General features: G+C 40.6%; 21 protein-coding genes. 20 read left to right on the top strand and 1 reads right to left on the bottom strand.

The window, feature by feature from the left end; genetic code table 11:
• Positions 1 to 178: 178 nt before the first annotated feature.
• The 19 genes from gyrA to H0U71_08445 all read left to right on the top strand — a co-directional run bounded on the left by gyrA (position 179) and on the right by H0U71_08445 (position 19,147).
• Entirely contained in the window at positions 179 to 2,740 is a 2,562-nt protein-coding gene (gene gyrA, locus H0U71_08535) for a DNA gyrase subunit A (GenBank protein ID MBA2655093.1), read from the top strand.
• Between the two features lie 27 nt (positions 2,741 to 2,767).
• Positions 2,768 to 3,850, top strand: a complete 1,083-nt coding sequence (serC, locus tag H0U71_08530) for a 3-phosphoserine/phosphohydroxythreonine transaminase (GenBank protein MBA2655092.1) — start codon at positions 2,768 to 2,770, stop codon at positions 3,848 to 3,850.
• A gap of 9 nt (positions 3,851 to 3,859) precedes the next feature.
• Positions 3,860 to 5,176: a 3-phosphoshikimate 1-carboxyvinyltransferase gene (aroA, locus tag H0U71_08525; GenBank protein ID MBA2655091.1), complete on the top strand. Its 1,317-nt coding sequence runs from the start codon at positions 3,860 to 3,862 to the stop codon at positions 5,174 to 5,176.
• An 11-nt stretch (positions 5,177 to 5,187) separates the two neighbouring features.
• Positions 5,188 to 5,877 carry a (d)CMP kinase gene (locus H0U71_08520; GenBank protein ID MBA2655090.1) on the top strand — a complete coding sequence of 230 codons (690 nt, stop codon included), beginning with the start codon at positions 5,188 to 5,190 and terminating at the stop codon, positions 5,875 to 5,877.
• Between the two features lie 81 nt (positions 5,878 to 5,958).
• Positions 5,959 to 7,638, top strand: coding sequence for a 30S ribosomal protein S1 (gene rpsA / locus H0U71_08515; GenBank protein MBA2655089.1), 1,680 nt, complete (start codon positions 5,959 to 5,961; stop codon positions 7,636 to 7,638).
• Between the two features lie 185 nt (positions 7,639 to 7,823).
• Entirely contained in the window at positions 7,824 to 8,117 is a 294-nt protein-coding gene (locus H0U71_08510) for a LapA family protein (protein ID MBA2655088.1), read from the top strand.
• On the top strand, positions 8,114 to 9,280 hold the full coding sequence (gene lapB, locus H0U71_08505) for a lipopolysaccharide assembly protein LapB (protein ID MBA2655087.1): 1,167 nt from the start codon (positions 8,114 to 8,116) through the stop codon (positions 9,278 to 9,280). The genes H0U71_08510 and lapB overlap by 4 nt, the downstream gene beginning before the upstream one ends.
• A gap of 206 nt (positions 9,281 to 9,486) precedes the next feature.
• Entirely contained in the window at positions 9,487 to 9,831 is a 345-nt protein-coding gene (locus H0U71_08500) for a helix-hairpin-helix domain-containing protein (protein ID MBA2655086.1), read from the top strand.
• A 100-nt stretch (positions 9,832 to 9,931) separates the two neighbouring features.
• Positions 9,932 to 10,822, top strand: coding sequence for a UTP--glucose-1-phosphate uridylyltransferase GalU (galU, locus tag H0U71_08495; protein MBA2655085.1), 891 nt, complete (start codon positions 9,932 to 9,934; stop codon positions 10,820 to 10,822).
• Between the two features lie 18 nt (positions 10,823 to 10,840).
• Positions 10,841 to 11,470, top strand: coding sequence for a cytochrome c biogenesis heme-transporting ATPase CcmA (gene ccmA / locus H0U71_08490; protein MBA2655084.1), 630 nt, complete (start codon positions 10,841 to 10,843; stop codon positions 11,468 to 11,470).
• Between the two features lie 46 nt (positions 11,471 to 11,516).
• The gene (gene ccmB, locus H0U71_08485; protein ID MBA2655083.1) at positions 11,517 to 12,143 is read left to right on the top strand and encodes a heme exporter protein CcmB; all 627 of its coding nucleotides are present in this window, start codon (positions 11,517 to 11,519) and stop codon (positions 12,141 to 12,143) included.
• A gap of 231 nt (positions 12,144 to 12,374) precedes the next feature.
• Complete coding sequence (locus tag H0U71_08480) at positions 12,375 to 13,646, top strand: hypothetical protein (protein MBA2655082.1); 1,272 nt, start codon at positions 12,375 to 12,377, stop codon at positions 13,644 to 13,646.
• A 154-nt stretch (positions 13,647 to 13,800) separates the two neighbouring features.
• Entirely contained in the window at positions 13,801 to 14,559 is a 759-nt protein-coding gene (locus H0U71_08475) for a heme ABC transporter permease (GenBank protein ID MBA2655081.1), read from the top strand.
• Entirely contained in the window at positions 14,540 to 14,704 is a 165-nt protein-coding gene (gene ccmD, locus H0U71_08470; protein ID MBA2655080.1) for a heme exporter protein CcmD, read from the top strand. The genes H0U71_08475 and ccmD overlap by 20 nt, the downstream gene beginning before the upstream one ends.
• Positions 14,701 to 15,105, top strand: a complete 405-nt coding sequence (ccmE, locus tag H0U71_08465; GenBank protein MBA2655079.1) for a cytochrome c maturation protein CcmE — start codon at positions 14,701 to 14,703, stop codon at positions 15,103 to 15,105. The genes ccmD and ccmE overlap by 4 nt, the downstream gene beginning before the upstream one ends.
• A 58-nt stretch (positions 15,106 to 15,163) precedes the next feature.
• Positions 15,164 to 17,080: a heme lyase CcmF/NrfE family subunit gene (locus tag H0U71_08460; GenBank protein MBA2655078.1), complete on the top strand. Its 1,917-nt coding sequence runs from the start codon at positions 15,164 to 15,166 to the stop codon at positions 17,078 to 17,080.
• Positions 17,077 to 17,619 (top strand): DsbE family thiol:disulfide interchange protein, encoded by a 543-nt coding sequence (locus H0U71_08455; protein MBA2655077.1) that lies wholly within the window; start codon positions 17,077 to 17,079, stop codon positions 17,617 to 17,619. The genes H0U71_08460 and H0U71_08455 overlap by 4 nt, the downstream gene beginning before the upstream one ends.
• Positions 17,616 to 18,071, top strand: coding sequence for a cytochrome c-type biogenesis protein CcmH (locus H0U71_08450; protein MBA2655076.1), 456 nt, complete (start codon positions 17,616 to 17,618; stop codon positions 18,069 to 18,071). Before H0U71_08455 ends, H0U71_08450 begins: the two co-directional genes overlap by 4 nt.
• Before the next feature lie 2 nt (positions 18,072 to 18,073).
• Entirely contained in the window at positions 18,074 to 19,147 is a 1,074-nt protein-coding gene (locus H0U71_08445; protein MBA2655075.1) for a tetratricopeptide repeat protein, read from the top strand.
• Positions 19,148 to 19,240: 93 nt separating this feature from the next.
• On the opposite strand, the gene H0U71_08440 is transcribed toward H0U71_08445, so the two are convergent.
• On the bottom strand, positions 19,241 to 20,428 hold the full coding sequence (locus tag H0U71_08440) for a hypothetical protein (GenBank protein ID MBA2655074.1): 1,188 nt from the start codon (positions 20,426 to 20,428) through the stop codon (positions 19,241 to 19,243).
• Positions 20,429 to 20,609: 181 nt separating this feature from the next.
• Between H0U71_08440 and H0U71_08435 the strand changes: the two genes are divergently transcribed.
• A complete protein-coding gene (locus H0U71_08435) occupies positions 20,610 to 21,032 on the top strand; it encodes a hypothetical protein (protein MBA2655073.1) in 423 nt (140 codons plus the stop codon).
• The last annotated feature ends 245 nt before the right edge of the window (positions 21,033 to 21,277 follow it).

The raw sequence follows: 21,277 nt of genomic DNA, 5'->3' as shown, positions 1-21,277 counted from the left end.
TTAGAAATCGGCATTGTTGAATTATTTATCTTATAAGTCAAATCTAATCAACAATAAGTCCATCTCCCTGCCTTCGCCAGCAGGGAAAAGGTTAAAAGCTCCTAATCACTACTACTTAATTTTTCAAAAATAGGGTAAAATTCCGAGATTCTCCTGGTAAAAAGTTGAGTCCTATTTTATGACAGATTTCGCTAAAGAAGTAACTTCAGTCAATATTGAAGAAGAGCTAAAGCACTCGTATTTAGATTACGCAATGAGTGTGATTGTAGGGCGGGCATTGCCCGACGTCAGAGATGGGTTGAAACCCGTCCATCGACGTGTTTTATTTGCGATGAGCGAATTAGGCAATGACTGGAACAAAGCCTACAAAAAATCAGCTCGAATTGTGGGTGATGTTATTGGTAAATACCATCCTCATGGTGATACGGCTGTTTACGATACGATAGTTCGAATGGCTCAACCTTTCTCCTTGCGTTATATGTTAGTCGATGGCCAAGGTAATTTCGGTTCTGTGGATGGTGATGCACCTGCGGCCATGCGGTACACCGAAATACGGATGTCTAAGTTCGCCCATAGCTTATTGGCTGACTTGGAAAAAGAAACTGTCGAATTTGTACCCAATTATGATGAAACAGAACTAGCCCCTACCGTTCTCCCCACCCGGATACCCAACTTACTGGTGAATGGTTCCTCCGGCATAGCAGTGGGCATGGCAACGAATATACCTCCCCACAATCTAAATGAAGTTATCGATGCTTGTATTGCTTTAATAGATGATCAAAATCTGACTACGACCGATCTTATGCAATATATTCCGGGTCCTGATTTTCCTACTGCCGCCATTATCAACGGACGAGCAGGTATTTTAGAGGCTTATCAAACCGGACGTGGCCGGATTTATCTTCGCGCAAGAACATCAATAGAAACAGATGAAGACTCTAATAAACAAACCATTCTTATTCATGAACTCCCTTATCAAGTCAATAAAGCTCGTCTTCTTGAGAAGATAGGTGAATTGGTTAAAGAGAAAAAGCTAGAAGGCATAACTGCGATTCGTGATGAATCTGATAAAGATGGTATGCGGGTCGTCATTGAGTTACGACGAGGCGAGAATGGCGAAGTTGTCCTTAATAATCTCTATGCGCATACTCAAATGGCCACTGTGTTTGGTATTAACATCGTCGCTTTAGATCAAGGCCAACCCCGCGTTTTAAATCTTAAGGATTTGCTGGAAGCCTTTATTCGCCATCGCCGAGAAGTGGTCACTAAGCGTTCAGTGTATGAGCTAAAAAAAGCACGTGAAAGAGCCCATCTTTTAGAGGGATTAGGCATCGCCTTGGTCAATATCGATCGAATGATTGCAATCATTAAAGCGTCTCCAAACCCAGCGCAAGCAAAGGAACAGCTATTAGCCATCACGTGGCCCATTGGTAATATCAGTACCTTACTAAGTCGCACAGATAATCCCATTTCCAGACCTATCAATTTAGAGCCCCACTATGGATTGTCTGGCGAGGGATACTCTCTCTCGCCCGCTCAGGCTCAGGCCATTTTAGAGTTACGCTTACATCGTTTGACAGGGTTAGAGCAAGAAAAAATATTCTCCGAATACGAAAATTTACTGAAAATCATAGTTGATTTGCTTGATATTTTAGGGAACCCTACTCGGCTTATGAATGTGATACGTGACGAACTGAACGAGATTAAAAATGAGTTTGGTGATGCAAGACGAACCGAAATCATCGATAGCAAAGAAGTTTTATCTTTAGAAGACTTAATTAGTGAAGAAGATGTCGTGGTGACTATTTCTCATTTAGGCTATGCGAAGATTCAATCTCTTGATGCTTATCATGCTCAGCGTCGTGGGGGACGTGGAAAGTCTGCGGCACAAGTAAAAGAAGAAGATTATATATCTCATCTACTTATCGCTAACACTCACGATAATATTCTTTGCTTTTCAAATCGCGGGAAAGTGTATTGGTTAAAGGTATACCAAATACCTCAAGCGAGCCGCATTGCATTAGGCCGTCCTTTAGTCAATCTATTACCCCTAGAAGGCGATGAACGAATTAGCGCCATACTTTCAGTGCGTGAATTTGCAGCTGACCAATATGTCATGATGGTAACTTCACAGGGTGTTATTAAGAAAGTCTCCCTCGAACAATTTTCGCGACCGCGAGCAAACGGCATTATCGCGATTGACATGAATTCCGGAGACGATTTAGTAGGTGTCCATTTAACAGACGGTGACCAGGATGTAATGCTATTTTCCGATACCGGAAAAGTAATACGTTTTCATGAAGGAGAGGTGCGGCCCATGGGTAGAAGTGCCCGCGGGGTGCGAGGCATGCGACTTCAGACAAGCCAACAGGTGATTGCATTAATTGTAGCGAAAGCACAAGGGTCTATTCTGACTGCCACTGAAAACGGTTACGGTAAACGCACTGATATCAATGAGTATCGTCGTACTGGACGCGGCGGCCAGGGCGTCATTTCGATTCAAGTCAATGAGCGTAATGGTCAAGTTGTCGGCGCAGTACAAGTCGCTGATGAAGATGAGATTCTATTAATTAGTAACAGAGGCACATTGGTTCGAACGCGAGTAAGTGAAATTTCTCTCCTGGGTCGGAATACTCAAGGTGTTAGATTAATTAATCTAAGTAATGATGAAAAGTTAGTCGGCATTCAACCAGTCGTAGAAAAATTTTCTGATGAAGAAATTGCACCTGAAGCTGAATAACTAACTCCTTTTTGATAAAGAGGCAGCATGGAAAGGGTATACAACTTTAGTGCGGGGCCAGCTACCCTGCCCATTGAAGTTTTACAGCAAGCCAAAGATGAACTTCTTGATTGGAATAACCTTGGCATGTCCGTGATGGAAATTAGCCACCGTGGAAAAGATTACTTAGCGGTTGCTGAAGAATCCGAAGCTAATTTTCGTGACTTACTTACTATTCCGCACAATTACAAAGTCTTGTTCTTACAAGGCGGCGCACGTAGTCAATTTGCAATGGTCCCTATGAATCTCTTGGGTCACAAAAACACTGTAGATTATTTAGACTCAGGGATATGGTCGGGCTTAGCCATTAAAGAAGCAGAGCGGTATGCGCAGGTAAATATCGTTGCTTCTAGTAAAGAGTCAAAGTATACCACCATACCAGAAAGGCAGGCGTGGCAACTAAATCCACAATCTGCTTACTTTCATTATGTCGATAATGAAACGATCAATGGGCTTGAATTTCCCTCGGTACCCGAGGTGGGTGCGCTCACCTTAGTATCAGATATGTCGTCTAATATATTATCCCGCCCCATTGATATTCCCAAATTTGGTCTAATCTATGCCGGGGCTCAAAAAAATGTTGGCCCCGCGGGTCTGACCATCGTCATCGTTAATGAAGCCTTACTCGGTGAGGCCTTATCAATAACGCCGAGCATGTTTAATTATGCATTACATGCAAAAGAAAACTCTATGTATAATACTCCCCCCACGTTTTCTTGGTATGTGGCGGGATTAACTTTCAAATGGTTAAAGGCAAAGGGTGGGGTAGAGGCTCTAGCTAAAGCCAACGCAACCAAATCTAAAAAGCTGTACCAGTGTATCGATAACAACGATTTTTATTACAATTCAATTGCTGCTCACTATAGGTCACGAATGAACGTAGTATTCAGTTTAAAGGACGAGAGTCTCAATGATCAATTTTTAGAAACTGCAACAGCTAATGGCTTAGCTAATCTTAAGGGTCATAAACTTGTTGGTGGAATGCGCGCCAGTCTCTACAATGCGATGCCGGAAGAAGGCGTTGATTGTTTAATAAGTTTTATGAATGATTTTTCAAAGCGTTATGGTTGAGCATGCTAGATGAAAGCTAAATTATGTTACCACGTTTCTCGTTCTAGTCTTATCACAGGAGAACTTCTTCTCCCCGGAGACAAATCGATTTCTCATCGTGCCGCCCTGTTGGGCGCTTTGGCAGAGGGGTCCACTGTGATTAAAGGATTTCTGCAAGCCGAAGATACCCTGGCCACGCTACGGGCGATTCAGTGCCTGGGAATAAAGGTAGATAGCGCTGATCCCGAAACCATTATTCATGGCAAAGGTCTGCAAGGGTTATTGCCGCCTGCAGAAGCTATTGATTGCGGTAACTCTGGTACATCAATGCGCCTTTTAACGGGAGTTTTGGCGGGGCAACATTTTGATTCGATGTTAACGGGTGATGAATCTCTGCTTCGAAGGCCAATGGGGCGGGTCGTAAATCCCTTAAGAGAAATGGGAGCAAAGATTGACTTCGACGAAGATGGAACGGGCCCTCTCGCCATTCATAGCGTGGCACAACTTAATCCTATCTACTACACCATGCCTATCGCAAGCGCCCAAGTTAAATCCTGCTTATTATTGGCTGCATTATTTGTAGAGGGTGAAACCACTATTGTCTCTCCCATTTCCACAAGAGATCATACCGAACGCATGTTAGAAGTTTTCGATTATGATATTCATATCTCCGGACCTAAGATTCGTGTCAAAGGACATGGGCGACTCTATCCGACCTATATTGAAGTCCCCGGCGATATATCCTCAGCTGCATTTTTTATCGTGGCAGCTACGCTGGTGCCGCGTTCCCACATTCTTTTAAAAAATGTAGGAATTAATCCTTACCGGATTGGCATTATAAATATTCTAAGATTGATGGGCGGACACATCAGCTTTGAAAATGAAGATATTGTGGGTGGTGAACTAGTGGCTGATATCCGCGTTAAATCTGCCTCCCTGCACGGTATAGATATCCCATTAGATCAAGTTCCTTTGGCTATCGATGAATTCCCTGTCATTTTTATTGCCGCTGCTTGTGCTCAAGGTGTCACCATCTTAAGAGGTGCTGAAGAGTTACACGTTAAAGAAAGTGATCGAATTCAGGTCATGGCAGAAGGATTACAGCACATTGGCATTCGTGTTGAGACGCATCCTGACGGTATGTCTATTGAAGGGGGAAAGATTGTGGGCGGAACAGTCAATAGTTATGGAGATCATCGTGTGGCGATGTCTTTCGCCATCGCCGGAACGGTTGCGGAAAATGAGATCATAGTCACTAATTGTGAAAATGTGCCAACTTCCTTCCCAAACTTTGTTGAACTTGCTAAGTTAGCGGGTATCGAAATCGAAGTATTTCCCCAACAATAAGTGAGACAGCAGTGTCAAGTAGCCCACCGGTAATTACAATTGACGGGCCAAGTGCTTCGGGTAAAGGAACTATTGCGAGGCTTATCGCTAAACGTATGAAATGGCATTATCTGGAAAGTGGAGCCTTATATCGGGTTACCGCATTTGCTGCTTTGCAATCTAATATATCGTCAGATAATGTCATTGCTTTAGCCGATTTGGCTCAAAACCTCCCCGTTAAGTTTTTATCGGATGATATGACCAAAATTTTTTGGTCTGATCATGATATTACTGATGAAATTCATACTGAACAATACGGTAATTTGGCGTCTAAAATAGCGGCTATTCCCGAAGTAAGGGCAGCGCTTTTAACAAGGCAACGTTTTTTTTGTACCCCTCCAGGATTGGTGACTGATGGCAGGGATATGGGTACAGTCGTTTTCCCTGAGGCAAAATTGAAGTTTTTTTTAGTTGCTGATTGCGAGGAAAGGGCTAAAAGAAGATATATGCAGTTGAAAAAAAAGGGAATAAATGTTAGCCTGGGGAGCATTTTGGAGGAGCTGGCCGAACGGGACTTTCGTGATCAACATCGTGTAGTCTCTCCGCTTAAGCCTGCATCAGATGCAATATCAATAGATACTACCCAGTTAAATATTGAGCAGACATTTGAACAGTTTATGGAGCATGTTCGACAGATTTTTGGGACTTCTATCGTTAGTTAATACATGATGATAGGAGAATTTTAATAAAACCCATGCAGGAAGCATGGTCATTTTGAATGGATTCTTGTTAGGATTTTTAATATGAACGAAAATTTTGCACAATTACTGAAAGAGAGTTTGGAACAAACAGATTTGCGTCCTGGCTCTGTTATAACTGCTACTATCACCCACGTTGGTAACGATACAATTATCGTAAATGCTGGTTTAAAATCAGATGCCATTATTCCAATAGAAGAATTTTATGATGACCGTGGTCAACTTCAAGTTAAATTGGGGGATGACGTAAGAGTGGTTGTTGAAACCATTGAAGATGGTTTTGGTGAAACCCGCTTATCCCGCGAGAAGGCAAAGCGTGCCGAAGCATGGCGATTACTTGAAAAAGCTTATGATGATAAAGACACGGTTCAAGGGGTTATTACAGAACGCGTTAAAGGCGGTTTTACAGTTTCAGTCAATTCCATACGTGCATTTTTACCAGGGTCATTGGTTGATGTTAGACCCGTGCGTGATCCTTCCTTCCTAGAAGGTAAAGAGCTTGGCTTCAAAATTATCAAGATGGATAAAAAGCGAAGCAATATTGTGGTTTCCAGACGGGCTGTAGTAGAAGAAGAATCAGGTTCAGAACGCGAAGCGTTGCTTGAAAACTTACAAGAAGGTCAAGAAGTAACAGGTGTAGTTAAGAATATAACCGATTATGGCGCCTTCATTGATTTAGGCGGCGTTGACGGGTTATTACATATTACCGATATGTCCTGGAAACGAGTCAAGCATCCTAGTGAGATGTTAAATGTTGGCGAAGAAATTAAAGTTAAAGTCCTTAAATATGATCGTGATAAAAAGCGTGTATCTTTAGGATTGAAACAATTAGGCGAAGATCCATGGTCAAACATTGCTCGTCGTTATCCAGTTGGAACCCGTCTATTTGGTAAAGTAACCAATCTAGCTGATTATGGTTGTTTTGTAGAGATAGAAAATGGGATTGAAGGCTTAGTCCACATGTCTGAAATGGATTGGACTAACAAAAACATTCATCCTGCTAAAGTCGTTCAAATTGGCGATGAAGTAGAGGTAATGGTTTTAGATATTGATGAAGAAAGACGTCGAATTTCTTTGGGAATTAAGCAATGCCAAGTCAATCCTTGGACAGAGTTCTCCGAGCATCACGATAAAGATGAAAAAATTAAAGGTAATATTAAATCCATTACTGATTTCGGTATCTTTATTGGACTTGATGGTGGCATTGATGGCTTAGTGCACCTTTCTGATATTTCCTGGAAGGAAATAGGTGAAGAAGCAGTACGCCGTTATAAGAAAGGCCAAGAAGTAGAGGCTATTATTTTAGCAATTGATCCTGAGAGAGAGCGTATTTCCCTCGGCATTAAACAGCTAGAATATGATCCTTTTGGAAAATTCTCTGACGATCATGACAAAGGATCTCCAGTAAAAGGTAAAGTGCTTGAAGTAGATGCGAAACATGCTGTTATTGATTTAGCAGAGAACGTTCAAGGTCAATTACGCGCTGCTGATCTGCTTGAGGACCGTGTAAAAGACGTTCGCGAGCATTTGAAAGAAGGCGACGAAGTTGAGGCCAAGATTGCAAATATCGACCGTAAAAATCGCGTGATTTATCTCACAATGCGCGAAATAGTCGAACAGGCAGCAACCCCTGCTAAGCAATCCCGTTCTAAGAATGAATCACCTGCTACGGCAACCCTTGGTGATTTATTCAAGGAACAAATAGAGGCGAAAAAAGAAGACTAATTAAACTGGTCTAATTAAGGGGTGATCTAATTCACCCCTTAATTTTTTTTTGTAACTATTCAGCACTAATTAGAACTGAGCGTGAACGTTCAGATTTGGCTGAATTTCAACGAAAAATCAAAATAAAAAGCGCCGTTACTAAAGCACCTGAGCAGTTACATTTTTTAACAAGGTGGACGTTCCTAATGAGAATACTCTCTTATATCGTAGCCATAATACTTGTCATCTTTGGACTGACATTTGCTCTATTAAATGCGAGTCCTGTTCAATTAAATTACTACATCGGCACTACAAGTCTTTCACTATCTCTATTATTGATATTAACCGTCGGATTAGGAATAGTAATTGGTCTTATTGCGTGTATAGGTCCCATTTTAAAACAAAAAAGAAAAAATTATCATTTACGTCAACGCGTCAAACAACTAGAACAGCAAATTGTTATAGATAGACTTCCGGAAAAAAAGGACAGGGTTGAATGATTGAACTTTTGCTACTCTTACTTCCAGTGGCGTCAGTCTCTGGCTGGTGCATGGGTAGGAAAAGTCAGCAAGTCCCCCTCCCACCGACTAAAAATCCCTTTCATCGAGACTACTTTCTAGGCCTTAATTACCTCATTAACGAACAACCTGATAAAGCGGTAGATGTCTTTATTAAACTGTTGGCGGTTGATCGTGACACTATTGATACTCATTTGGCCTTAGGTAGCTTATTTCGCAGACGCGGTGAAGTAGATAAAGCTATTCGTATCCATCAAAATCTTATCACTCGGCCCCAGTTAGAGCATGCCCAGCGAACGCAAGCATTGCACGAATTAGCTCAAGATTATTTAAGAGCAGGTGTGTTAGATCAAGCCGAACGTCTTTTTTTAGAACTAGTAAATAAAAATCAAGAAGTAATCTCCAGTTTACGTTATCTATTGAATATTTATCAGCAACAGAAAGATTGGCAACAAGCGATCAAGATTGCCTGCTCTTTGCAAGAACAAACCAGTGAATCCATGCTATCTACTATCGCGCATTACTACTGTGAACTTGCTGATCAAGAGAGATTAAATAATGATTTAGAAACCGCTCAGCAATATTTATGTAAGGCTCTCAAGATAGACAAAAAATGTGTGAGGGCTAGTTTAGCGCTTGCTGAATACGCTATTACATTGGGAGACTATGCCACTGGCGTATCTTATTATAAAAATATTGCCGACCAAGACCCGGATTTCCTTTCTGAAACCATCGTTCCTTTGCGCTTTTGTTACGAAAAACTGCAACAAGAAGATGAATATATTAATTATCTTTGGCTACATTTGAATAAAAACCCCAGGACTTCCATAGTTGTCGCCATCTCGGAACACATTAAAAAACAACAAGGCAATCGCTTTGCCATCAATTTTATTGCTGATCAAATACGCAAAACGCCTTCCCTGCGGGGATTAGACCGACTGATAGAGCTTTATTTGACGATTTCAGAGGGCGACACCAAAGATAAACTGTTGCTGCTGAAAGATCTCGTTACTACATTACTTGCAGATAAGCCTACCTACCGCTGTAATAATTGTGGCTTTTCGACCTTTAACTTGTATTGGTATTGTCCTGGTTGTAAGCATTGGTCCACGGTTCGTCCCATCCCTGGCGTGGTTAGCTTTTAGCTTTCAAAGCACGCATTCCTCTGGGGCAAATTTAAATAACATCCATAGAGTTATCAAAATAACGGTATTTTCACGGATATCTTTAATGATCACATTTAGTTAAATTGTCAGGAAGTCTCAGGCTGTTTCCCGCGGAGTAGCCCTCAGCCACGTAAGGTAAGTTTGTATCCAGCTCCAGGCATCAAGATATATTTATAAGGTAATTTATGAAGCGTATCTGGGCATTACTGCTTAGCATTTTTTTAAGTCTCGATTTATCTGCTTCTCCGATACGGTGGGAAGATAATGTTTCAGTACGCAAGGTTGATTCCAAAGGGACGAACCAGTTTGTGGTGGTGCCTGCCTGCATAAACTTAAATAGCGCCGAAGAGCCAGAACTGCTGAAACTGAATGGGATTGGTCCAAAAAAGGCGGCGGCTATTATTGAGTATCGCAGTTTGCATGGTCCTTTTAAAGACATTCATGAGCTCGGGAAAATTAAAGGATTCACTGGGAAAGTGGTAGCTAAGATTATGGAGAAAAATCCTAAGATTATTGTGGGGACTTCTTAAATCCTCCCTCTACTCCGTTTCGCTGGCTTTTCTTGTTGTTAGGTTTGTAAATTAGGCTAGAATGATTAACGTATATATAAAGTCAGCAAAAGGGTAAAAGATGGCAACATCAACAGTTAAAAAGGCGGTATTTCCCGTAGCAGGTTTGGGCACAAGATTCTTGCCAGCTACTAAGGCAAATCCTAAAGAAATGTTACCCATTGTTGATAAACCGCTCATACAATATGCCGTTGAAGAGGCGATTGCGGCAGGGATCACAGAGCTGATCTTTGTGACCAGCATTAGTAAGCGTGCTATTGAAGACCATTTTGACTGCAATTATGAGTTAGAATCAAAATTAGAGGAACGAGGCAAAGTTCGTTTGCTTTCTATTGTAAGAGAAATTATACCCCGGGGCGTAGTGTGTGTTTATATTCGTCAGCCCAACCCCCTGGGACTTGGGCATGCCGTTCTCTGTGCTAAAAATGTAGTAGGAAATGAACCTTTTGCTGTTTTATTAGCGGATGATTTAATTGATTGCAGCCCTACCTACTGCTTAGTCGAAATGAAAAAAAGGTATGATCAAACCCAAAGTAGTGTCATAGCCGCCCAACAAGTGTTGCCTAGCGAAACTGAAAAATATGGCATCATCGATTTACAGGAAGGCACGGATTGTATTAAAAATATAATAGAGAAACCTCGCGCTGAAGAGGCACCCTCAACGCTAGCAGCGGTGGGCCGGTACATTCTCACCCCCCGAGTATTTGAGCTTCTTGAAACCATCGATGCGGGTGCAGGAGGGGAAATACAGCTTACCGATGGTATCTCTCGCTTATTGAAGGAAGAGACCGTTTATGCCCATCAGTTTAAAGGGATACGCTATGATTGCGGTACCAAGTTAGGCTATTTGCAGGCAACAGTCGCCCATGCATTCAAACATCCCGAAGTGAGCGCCGAATTTAAAAGATATTTAAAAGACTTATTAAATGAAAGCGCCGAAATAACCTTATAGAGTTTATAGTAAGTTCCCATGTCGATATATTTTTTAGCCCAGGGTGTGGAATGCGCTCGTAATGATAGAGTTTTATTTTCACCCCTCGATTTCTCTTTAAGCCCAGGTGAGATACTGCATCTTCGTGGTGCCAATGGGATAGGCAAAACAACAGTGTTGCGTTGTTTGGCCGGTTTTTCAGCGCCTTATTCGGGCAATATTTCATGGCTAGACAAAAATGTTGTTGCAAATGAAGAATACAAAAAAAGCCTTCTATTTCTAGGTCATAAAAACGCCATCAAATCGATGCTTACAGTGTTTGAGAATCTGCAATTATCCCCTTCATTACACAGTGATCTAGGCACCTCTCTTATCTTAGAGACTCTGGAGCGTGTCGGCATAAAAACTAAAATCCATGTCTTTGCGGGCGAGCTTTCCTCCGGTCAAAAGCAGAGATTAGCATTAGCGCGGTTATTGCTTTTCCCTTCGAAGCTATGGATATTAGATGAACCTTTTAATGCTCTGGATACGGCTGGATTCAATATGGCTCAATGTTTTATGGCGGAACATGTAGATAAAGGAGGAATGATTGTATTTACCTCGCATCACCCTTTGAGTCGAGATGTTGGCAAGTATTTTGTGGTAGATCTTAAGCCTAAAGAGAGGTAGAGCATTGTTTCATTGTTTTCTGCTAATTCTTAAACGTGATTTACTCATGGCCTATCGATACCGGATGGAATTCTTGAATCCCGTACTTTTTTTTATACTAGTAACTATACTTTTTCCCTTAGCAATAACTTCCGATCCTGACAAATTAAGATTTATGGGGGCTGGCGTCATTTGGATTGCTCTCTTATTTGCGCATCTACTCACCATTGATAATATTTTTGCAACTGATTTTGATGATGGCACATTAGAACAAATAGCCTTAGTGCCTTGTGCCTTTTCATTACTGGTGTTGGCAAAACTCTTAGCGCACTGGGTGACCATTGTCGTTCCCTTACTGTTCATCAGTGTGCCGATTGCCAAGCTTTTTTTTCTTAATAATCATGTGGTTGGAGTGCTTTTTTTGAGTTTATTGTTGGGATCGCCAACATTGATTCTCATCGGAGGGGTGGGTGCCGCATTAACAGTAGGTTTGAAAAATCGCGGGATAGTGCTGATCTTAATGGTATTACCGCTTTATCTCCCTATCCTTATTTTCGGAGCAGGAGCAGTCAATAATGCAGCATTGCATTTGCCAGTTATTAGTCAACTGAGTTTTCTCGCTGCATTTTTGACCCTTAGCTTAACCTTCACGCCCTTGGCAATTGCTGCTGGCTTAAAACTCAGTTTAGATTAATTTGAACGACCGCCCCACTTTGACCTCAGGGCCGACCTCGGAAAGGTGTGTAGGCATTACTGCTGCTGTAATGTAAGCAAAGTCTTAGAACATTTCCTTACCTCCTTGAATAAAGAAATTTTTTTTGTTTTATTCATCGATTAATTACATCCCCTCTACGAGAGCCTAAAGACTGTTCCGCTATACTCAAGTCACAAAATCTAATTTGAAGGGAATACCGAGGGAACCAACATGTCTACTTACAGTGTCTATAATAATATTCTTATAAAACTTGAAAATGTCTTTCTACGCGTTGAGATGGAAGTTGACGCGGAGATAACCTCATTGTTAACACAGCACAATAAACTCAATGGCCATTTAGTTGATTTAAAAGAAAAAGTTGAATCACTTAATGCCCTAAAAAGAAGTTGTGATTTATATTGTAATGATCCAGTAGAGCTTGAGAGCTTAAATCGAGATCTGTTCACCACCCTCTGTAACAAGAAAATTAAATTGCGATTTCTGCAAGAGAAAGAATTGCTTTTGAATAGCCATTTGAGCCAAGGGACTGAGGCAGAGCTGCCTACGCTTATTCAAATCAATAAAGAGTTCAAACTCAGAAAAAATCTCCAAGAAATAGAATTATTGTCGAGTTTTTTGACAGAGGATCAGCGATTTTCCCCTTATATAGATGAAATAAATTGTGCTAATGAAATGTTTGATTTGGCAATAGAATCTGGAGCCACCGATAAATTAGAAAATACTATTTCCTTATTCAATAATTTATTCGAAAAAGCCTTAAATATTTTTGAGTTAGAGTTGGAATTTAAAGATGAATTTAAAAAATTCGCAGGGGAGATTTCCTTGCAGGCGAGTGCGGTTTCCATGCTAAATGCTGACGACATTACTAGCCGAGCTAGCCTGCAGACCTGCTTTAAATACGTTCGTGATGAACGCATAAAGCTCGAATTAGAAGTAGATAAACTTTTATACCAATTTGCCATGTTTCAAAATGGCAAGAAGATTATTATTGCAGAGGCCAAAAATGCAAGTGGCGAATTGGAAAGCATCCTATTTAAAGAATACGCTATTAAACAGAAGATACAGGAACTAAAACAATACAAGATAGAACTGAATAGCCAAAAAGACAGTTTTATGAAAGACCCTACCATTGATGGTTATACGGAAGCGGTACAGCAATTAGAGTCAGTAGAAAGCCGGTTTAGACGTTTGATGATGCACAAAAATTTTGACAAAAATACTATCGCCTCGCGTTTTTTTGCTACCACCAAGGCTCCCGCTGAACCTAAAGTGGGTACCCCCTATAACAAAATTTTGTTTCAAGTTTTGCATAATAGTCATATAGCTAGCCAAGATAAGATGGTTATTCTGCGACTGTCGAAGTCTTCAAAGATGCTGAATACGAATTCGGGAAAACTCTTTTTTCAACGCACGGGAAAAACTCGGTCGTTGCAAACCCTGGAAGCAACCTTCGAAAAATTCCAGACTTACGAAGTGCATTAGGATTTAAGCTTACCGTTGCGGTTTTCTTACCCTACGTTAATTCCACTCATTGTTCTGCGGGGTCCCCCGAACCAAATCGGTGGGGAAGGGATATATCCTCATTACGTTTTGGGAGTGTTATGGTACACTCCTTTTTTTTGTTTGCTGAGATCCTATGCTATCAACACTCTATAAATTTGCAGCTCCCAAGAACTTTTATACTTTTTGTACCGCATCCTTACCCTGGGTAATGGTGCTGTTTGGAATAACTTTAAGTTATGGCTTAGTCGGAGGGCTATATCTGGCACCTGCTGACTACCAGCAAGGCGAGGCGTTTAGAATTATTTATGTTCACGTCCCAAGTGCTGTGCTCTCATTAGGGGTGTACCTCTTTATGGCCATAATGGCCAGTATCGGTTTGATTTGGCGAGTGAAATTGGCTGAGGTGTTATTTGCAGTAAGCGCACCTATAGGGGCTTCCTTTACTTTTTTAGCGTTGGTGACAGGCGCTCTCTGGGGTCTTCCTACGTGGGGGACATGGTGGTTATGGGACGCACGTCTTACGTCAGAGCTGATTTTATTGTTTTTATATGTTGGGGTTATCGCTTTGCAGTCAGCAATAGTCGAAAAAGAAAAGGCGATTCGCGCCAGTAGTATTTTGGTTATTGTAGGAGTGGTGGATTTACCTATCATTCATTATTCCGTGAATTGGTGGAATACGTTGCATCAAAAAGCGAGCATCCTAAAATTTAATTCCCCTTCAATCGCTCCTTCAATGTTGTATCCACTTCTTGCGATGATATTGGCTTTTTTGCTATTTTATATTATTGTTCTTCTGTTGCGAGCGCGCAATGAACTATTACTTCGGGAACATCGCTCTCACTGGGTTAAAAACATCTTAGCTACTGAAAATAATGCATCATTTAATCGATAATATAGTCTTTTTTCTCAAAATGGACGGCTACGGCGCCTTCATCTGGTCCGCCTATGGTTTAATGCTCGTTCTTTTTTTGGTAAGTCTGGTGTCATCGTTTAAAAAGTTCCATCGAATAAAGGCTAGGTTACGGAGTGAAAATTGAATTCAAAGCGAAGAAACCGCTTAGTATTATTAACGATGATGGTAGTGGGCGTTGGGGTAACTGTGAGCTTAGTGCTGTTTGCCTTAAATAAGAATATTAATCTTTATTATACCCCTTCTCAATTGAACACGAACCCGCTGCCCCGGACCAACCTTCGTATTGGAGGGTTAGTCAAAAAAGGCAGTTTGAATCGTGAGCCAAATAGTTTGAAAATGCATTTTATTATTACTGATCTTGTCAAAGAAGTAACCATTGAATATACGGGAATCGTACCCTCTTTATTTCGAGAGGGACAGGGCGTGGTAGTGGAAGGACATTTTATTTCTAATACCTTCAGAGCCACTCAAGTGCTCGCCAAACATGATGAGAAATATATGCCTCCGGGGATCAAAAAAGAGTAGTTTGCGCTTTTCTTTTACTATTGCTCATCGTTAATCGTTAAGCTCAAGTTGAGGTCAAATGTTACCTGAAATTGGTCATTATTGTTTAATTATCGCATTGTGCTTAGCCATAGTGCAGGTCATCCTGCCCATGTGGGGGTCGTTTAATAAATCTGGATTGTGGGTTAATCTCGCGATTTCAACTGCCTATGCACAGTTTGTTTTCATCGGCATTAGCTTTGCCATATTAGCTTATTCCTTAGCAATTAATGACTTTTCAGTGGCGTATGTCGCTCAAAACTCCAATACTCATTTGCCAGTTATTTACCGCATTTGTGCGACCTGGGGGGCTCATGAAGGGTCATTGTTGCTATGGGTGTTAATACTGAGTATTTGGACCGCCTTAGTAGGTAAATACTCTAGCCAGATACCGCTTGTTATGACAGCGCGGGTATTATCAATTTTAGGCAGCATATCCGTTGGGTTTTTACTTTTCTTATTAACGACTTCTAACCCATTCCAGCGATTACTTCCCTCTATTCCCTTGGAAGGCAGAGATTTAAATCCTCTTCTACAAGATCCCGGCTTAATCATTCATCCTCCTATGCTTTACATGGGATATGTCGGTTTTTCCGTGGTTTTTGCTTTCGCTATTGCTGCGCTTATCAGTGGCAAATTTGATGCGAAGTGGGCAAGATTTGCGCGCCCATGGACCTTAATCGCGTGGAGTTTTTTAACCTTAGGTATTACCTTGGGAAGCTGGTGGGCCTATAGAGTTTTAGGCTGGGGAGGATGGTGGTTCTGGGACCCAGTAGAAAACGCGTCTTTTTTACCGTGGCTTTCTGGCACTGCTCTCATCCATTCCTTAATTGTGGCTGAGAAGCGAAACGTCTTTAAAGCATGGACAGTTTTACTTGCAGTTTGTACCTTCTCCTTAAGCTTAATGGGAACTTTTTTGGTGCGCTCGGGAATATTAGTTTCGGTGCATGCCTTTGCTATTGACCCCACTCGAGGGGCCTTTATTTTATATTTTCTAGTGGCTGTGGTTGGCGGGTCGCTACTGCTTTATGCATGGCGGGGACATACCATTCAAAATAGTGGTGTTTTCCAATTATGGTCCCGAGAAACGATGTTATTAACCAATAATGTTTTATTAACCTCTTGCATGCTGACCGTTTTATTGGGGACTATTTATCCCTTGATTATTGATGGGCTAGGGCTGGGAAAATTATCCGTCGGGCCTCCCTATTTTAATGCTGTCTTTATCCCCTTAGTTGTGCCGATTTTATTTATGATGGGAATCGGCCCTGCATTACACTGGAAGGAATCACGTGTTTCACTCGTGGTTAAACGATTCAAATACACTTTACCCATTAGTCTATTGCTCGCTTTAATTCTGCCCCTATGGATGACCGGCAAATTTCACGTGGGTATTTTAATTGGGTTGATGCTCGCCTTTTGGGTCATTATTGCAACGCTGCAACATAGCGTAGTTGTTTCAAAACCCCATTTCTCTACGAAAAGACTGGGAATGATGATCGCGCATATGGGTTTCGGAATTTGTGTCATAGGTATAGTCGTTTCGTCGGTTTACAGCGTTCAACGTGATATTCGAATGTCCCCAAATGATGTGCTTAAGATTGGTCCTTACGCTATTACATTTGAAAAAGTGATAGGGGGTGAGGGGCCTAATTATTCTTTTTCCCAAGGTCAGTTTTTGGTGCGAAAACATCAGCAAAACTTCATTTTACGTCCTGAGATGCGCAGATATACTGCACAACAAATGGCGCTTCCTAAAACCGCAATACATATTCATCCTTTTCATGACCTCTATCTCGCATTGGGAGAAAAGTTGGAAAATGAAGCATGGTCAATGAGGGTTTATTATAAACCTTTTATACGCTGGATATGGTTGGGTGGATTGCTCATGATGTTGGGAGGTATTATTGCAGCCTTTAGAGTTAAAAATTCGCCTTTTAAAGAGGTGATTCCATGACTCTCCGAATGCGCTTTATAGGTCCATTAGTAGTGTTTTTGGTGATTGTTCTTTTTTTCTGGAAAGGGCTGGGTAAAGATCCAAATTTATTGCCTTCCTTATTGGTTAACAAACCTGTCCCGAATTTTTCATCTCCTTCTTTAGATGATTTACATGAGGTGATTAACAGCAGGCAGTTTAAGGGCAAAATAACAATTTTAAATGTATGGGCTTCTTGGTGCGAAAGCTGTCAAATAGAGCATCCTTTATTAATTGACCTTGTCCAAAAAAATCAAATTCAACTATTTGGTTTAAATTATAAAGACCAGCAAGAAAATGCGCTGAGTTATTTGATTAAACGAGGCAACCCCTATCACAAAATCATTTATGATCCTCAAGGAAAATTAGCTATGCAATTTGGCGTCTATGGTACACCAGAGACATTTTTGATTGATAAGCGGGGTATTGTTCGCTATCGATACGTAGGCCCCCTGACAGTGGAAATTTTGGATAATGACTTACTGCCAAGAATTAAGAAAATACAGCAGGAGGAGGAATGAAATTTTTTGTTAAAGTAGTTTTCTTTTTTTCTGCCATTGTTTTTTTTACAGTAACATTGGCTAATGTTGAAAATAACTATCACTTTACTTCTCCCGTACAAGAGCAACAGTTTAAACGTTTAATTAGCGAGCTTCGATGCTTAGTTTGCCAAAACCAAAGCTTGGCTGAGTCTAACGCGCCACTTGCCCAAGATTTAAAAAAGGAAGTATATAACCAGGTCAGTGCTGGTTATTCAGAAATGCAGATTAAGCATTATCTCGTGCAGCGATATGGGGAATATATTTTATTTAAACCAAGCATTAATAATACTACCTTCATCTTATGGCTGGGTCCTTTTATATTCTTAGTCGGAGCTTTCGCAATTTTATTTTTGAGTATACATCGACAAAGACAACGGACCCATGACATTGACAGTGTTACATTGCAACAAAATACCAAACAGATAGGTTGAAAATGATTTTATTTTGGTCAGCCATTATTATTTTAACAATTATCGCACTCGCTTTTTTAATAATACCCTTGCTTAGCTATAAGAAAGTTTCTCCACGTTTTGCCTCTGAAAATTTAACAGTTAAATCACTCTGCTTAAGCATAGTTTTTATCATTGTATTGTTTCCACTTTTTTCTCTGTTGATGTATAGCTACTGGGGTAAAAGTGAATTAGTGGCTCAAGAATTAACTCTAAAAAACCGCAATGATAATGTGCGGCAAGAAATTGCAAAGTATGGCTCTCGTCATAAAATTATTCTTGCGTTGCGTCATAAATTGGATCAGCTCCCTAAAGATGAAAATAGCGCCAAAGGTTGGTATCTATTAGGCAAGCTTTATTTTAATGAAAAAAACTACGTATCTGCTCTACAATCATTTAAACAAGCGGTTCTGTTAAAGCCTGATGAGCCTGATTATGTGCTTCAATTTGTCTCCGCCAATTTTTATATTAACCACAAACTCACCGCCGAAGATGCAACGCTGCTTGAGAAATTGTTAAAACGCGATCCAAACAACATTAATGCAATGAATTTATTAGCGCTGGATGCGTTCCAACAGAAACAATTTGATAAAGCAATTCGTTATTGGGAAAGTTTATTGAAATATTTCCCTATAGATTCTGATGATTCAAAATCATTAATAGCTATGATTAGCCAAGCCCAAAATCAACTCCCTGTAATTAATAATGCATTTGCTAAAATAAAGGTAACCATTAATTTGTCAGCGACTTTTAAAAATAATTTGAGTCAAAGTAATATTTTATTTGTATACGCGCTGGATGCGGGGGGATCTAAAATTCCTTTGGCAGCACTGCGTTTAGACATTAAGCAGTTTCCAGTACACTTGGCCTTGGGTGACTTGCAAAGTATGTTACCTGGTAAATCATTAGCAAATGCTAATAAATTTTATGTCGAAGCAAGAGTGTCGAAATCAGGTAATGCATTACCTGCGAAAGGAGATCTGGTCGGTAAGAGTGAAGTAATATCCAAAGATTCAAGAAGGCCCCTCCAAATTAATATCGCTACGGTAGTTAATTAACCAGGAACCCGGATTTCGCTTCGCTACATCCAGGCTACAATATGCAGCCATGTAGCCTGGATGTAGCGAAGCGAAATCCAGGAAACCCAAATACTAACCCGTAAAACTTGGAGTACTTACTTCATCCTCTAATCGTAAAGTATTATTGTTATTATTGTCAGGGGTCAGGTCGTGCATAAATTTCTGAACCATACGACGCTCCATAGTCCTGATAAGCTTACTTGCAGCATCATTCACCGCGGGTCCAGTGAGGTCTCTTATTGATGACATGAGCTTATGCATAAAGCTTATGGTTAACAAGGTTTCATTACCTTGTGATTGAGTTACAAATTTGAGTTTCAAATCCGCCAGCAGGGAGGAAAAAAAAGTACCCTTGTAAATGCTTTTTAAAAAGTTTTGATCGAGAGACGTTAATTCTATCGTTTGTTCGTTAATTTTCTCGAGGCGCAGCGGAAAGTTCACCTTAATAAAATTAAAACTTAGTTGGGATTGCTCATCTTGAGTGTGACTCTTTTCAATCGCTGGAAAATTAGGATGTAATTTATTATATTCTTTAACATCACAAAGCACTGCTAAAACTTTATCACTAGTAGTAGGAATTAGCCATGAGCCTTGAACACCACCGGCGTAAGCTTGTGGCAAATCACCTGCAGAGATGGGGGTAATTTGTAGTTCGTTTTTGATTTTTTTTCGCAGTGCCTTAGAGGCGGGGTCACAAATTTTACTAAATGCTGTATGCATGGAATTTTTCAATGCCGCTTGCATAATGTTTTCGAAATTTAACAGTACATCTTTTGCTTTGTTACTAAGGAGATTGTTGCGAAGATATTGCATGTTGACGGAATAATTAACACCCTGGTTGCCAGAGGTAAACAGGAATATCCCTAAAAGGTCTTTAAAATAAATGTCATTTTGAGTATTTGCCTCGCATTTTTTTAATCGTACTTTGACAAGCATATGATCGTCATCTTTTTCAATTACTTCGATTTCGTAAAATGCAGGAACGGGTTCAAGGGAGGATTGAGCAGTACCGGATAATCCAACAGCGATTTCTTTAGGAATAGTTCCCTGTTCTTCCAAGGCAAGAGTGACAGGAGCAAACATCTCATGCCACATCTTTGTTTTAGAAAAAATTGTATGTATTTTTTGTATTGTAACATTCGGTAGAAATATAGATGCAGAAAATCCTCCCTCCATCTCTCCAATTTCATTGGCGGGGAGTTTATCAATTCGAATGTTGGGCTCAACGATTGCCGAAGGTGTTTCTGTAGCTGCTTGCATAAGTTTCTTCTCCGTAGTGTAAATGTCCATAGGGCAAGCCCGTAAGATAAACTATTTTAATTAAGCCCGCAATTTGAGCTCGTCGTGGGGTTGCTAGAGAATTCACTTGGCAAAATACTTATATTTGCTATGATAGGCAGCCTTTTTATACAAATATAATTAGATAGGGTGAATTATGAAAATGATTAGAATTACAATCTGTCTTCTGGCAGGCCTCCTTTTCTCAGTAAGTGCATTGGCAGCACCGGATTTGACTAGTCTTCGAACCAGCAAACACAGCAACGACCAATCGAGTAAAATGGTACGCTCTGCGTCATATGTAAAAACAGACGTCCATGTTTTCAATAACAGTTCTCAAATGATCACTGTTAAAGTGCCTGGAACATCAATAAATGACACGGTTTACCCTGGTGAAGTCGATGATATTCTTTCCGACGTTTATTTTGATGCCGTGGAAGTGGTGTTATATGATGAGGAAGGCTATGAATTCTTCAGAGATTACGTTCCAAATCATGCCACAATTGAAGTGCGTAACATATTTGGGGCGAGAACTTCAGGTGCTGGTAAACAAGGCACTAAAGTTCAAGCCATAATAAAGAAATAATACTATAGGGGTTAGGTGTTCTCAGCCTAACCCCGCCTTTAGAAATCCCGCGCCAATCCCTCCGTTCTTGCCAGGTTCTAAATTAGTACTGAATAGTTATGAAAAAATAAGCTAAACATTTATTAATGTAGAACTCAGAAGGGAAGATCATGAGTTTAGAAACTACGAATTACTATATATACACCGCCGCAAAAATATTGGGGCTTCCCGAGCATGTCGCTAAAATGGTTACTAAGCCATTTAGA

This window comes from Gammaproteobacteria bacterium, assembly GCA_013697705.1.
Taxonomy (GTDB): Bacteria; Pseudomonadota; Gammaproteobacteria; order UBA6002; family UBA6002; genus UBA6002.
This window is presented reverse-complemented; position numbering and strand designations above follow the sequence as displayed.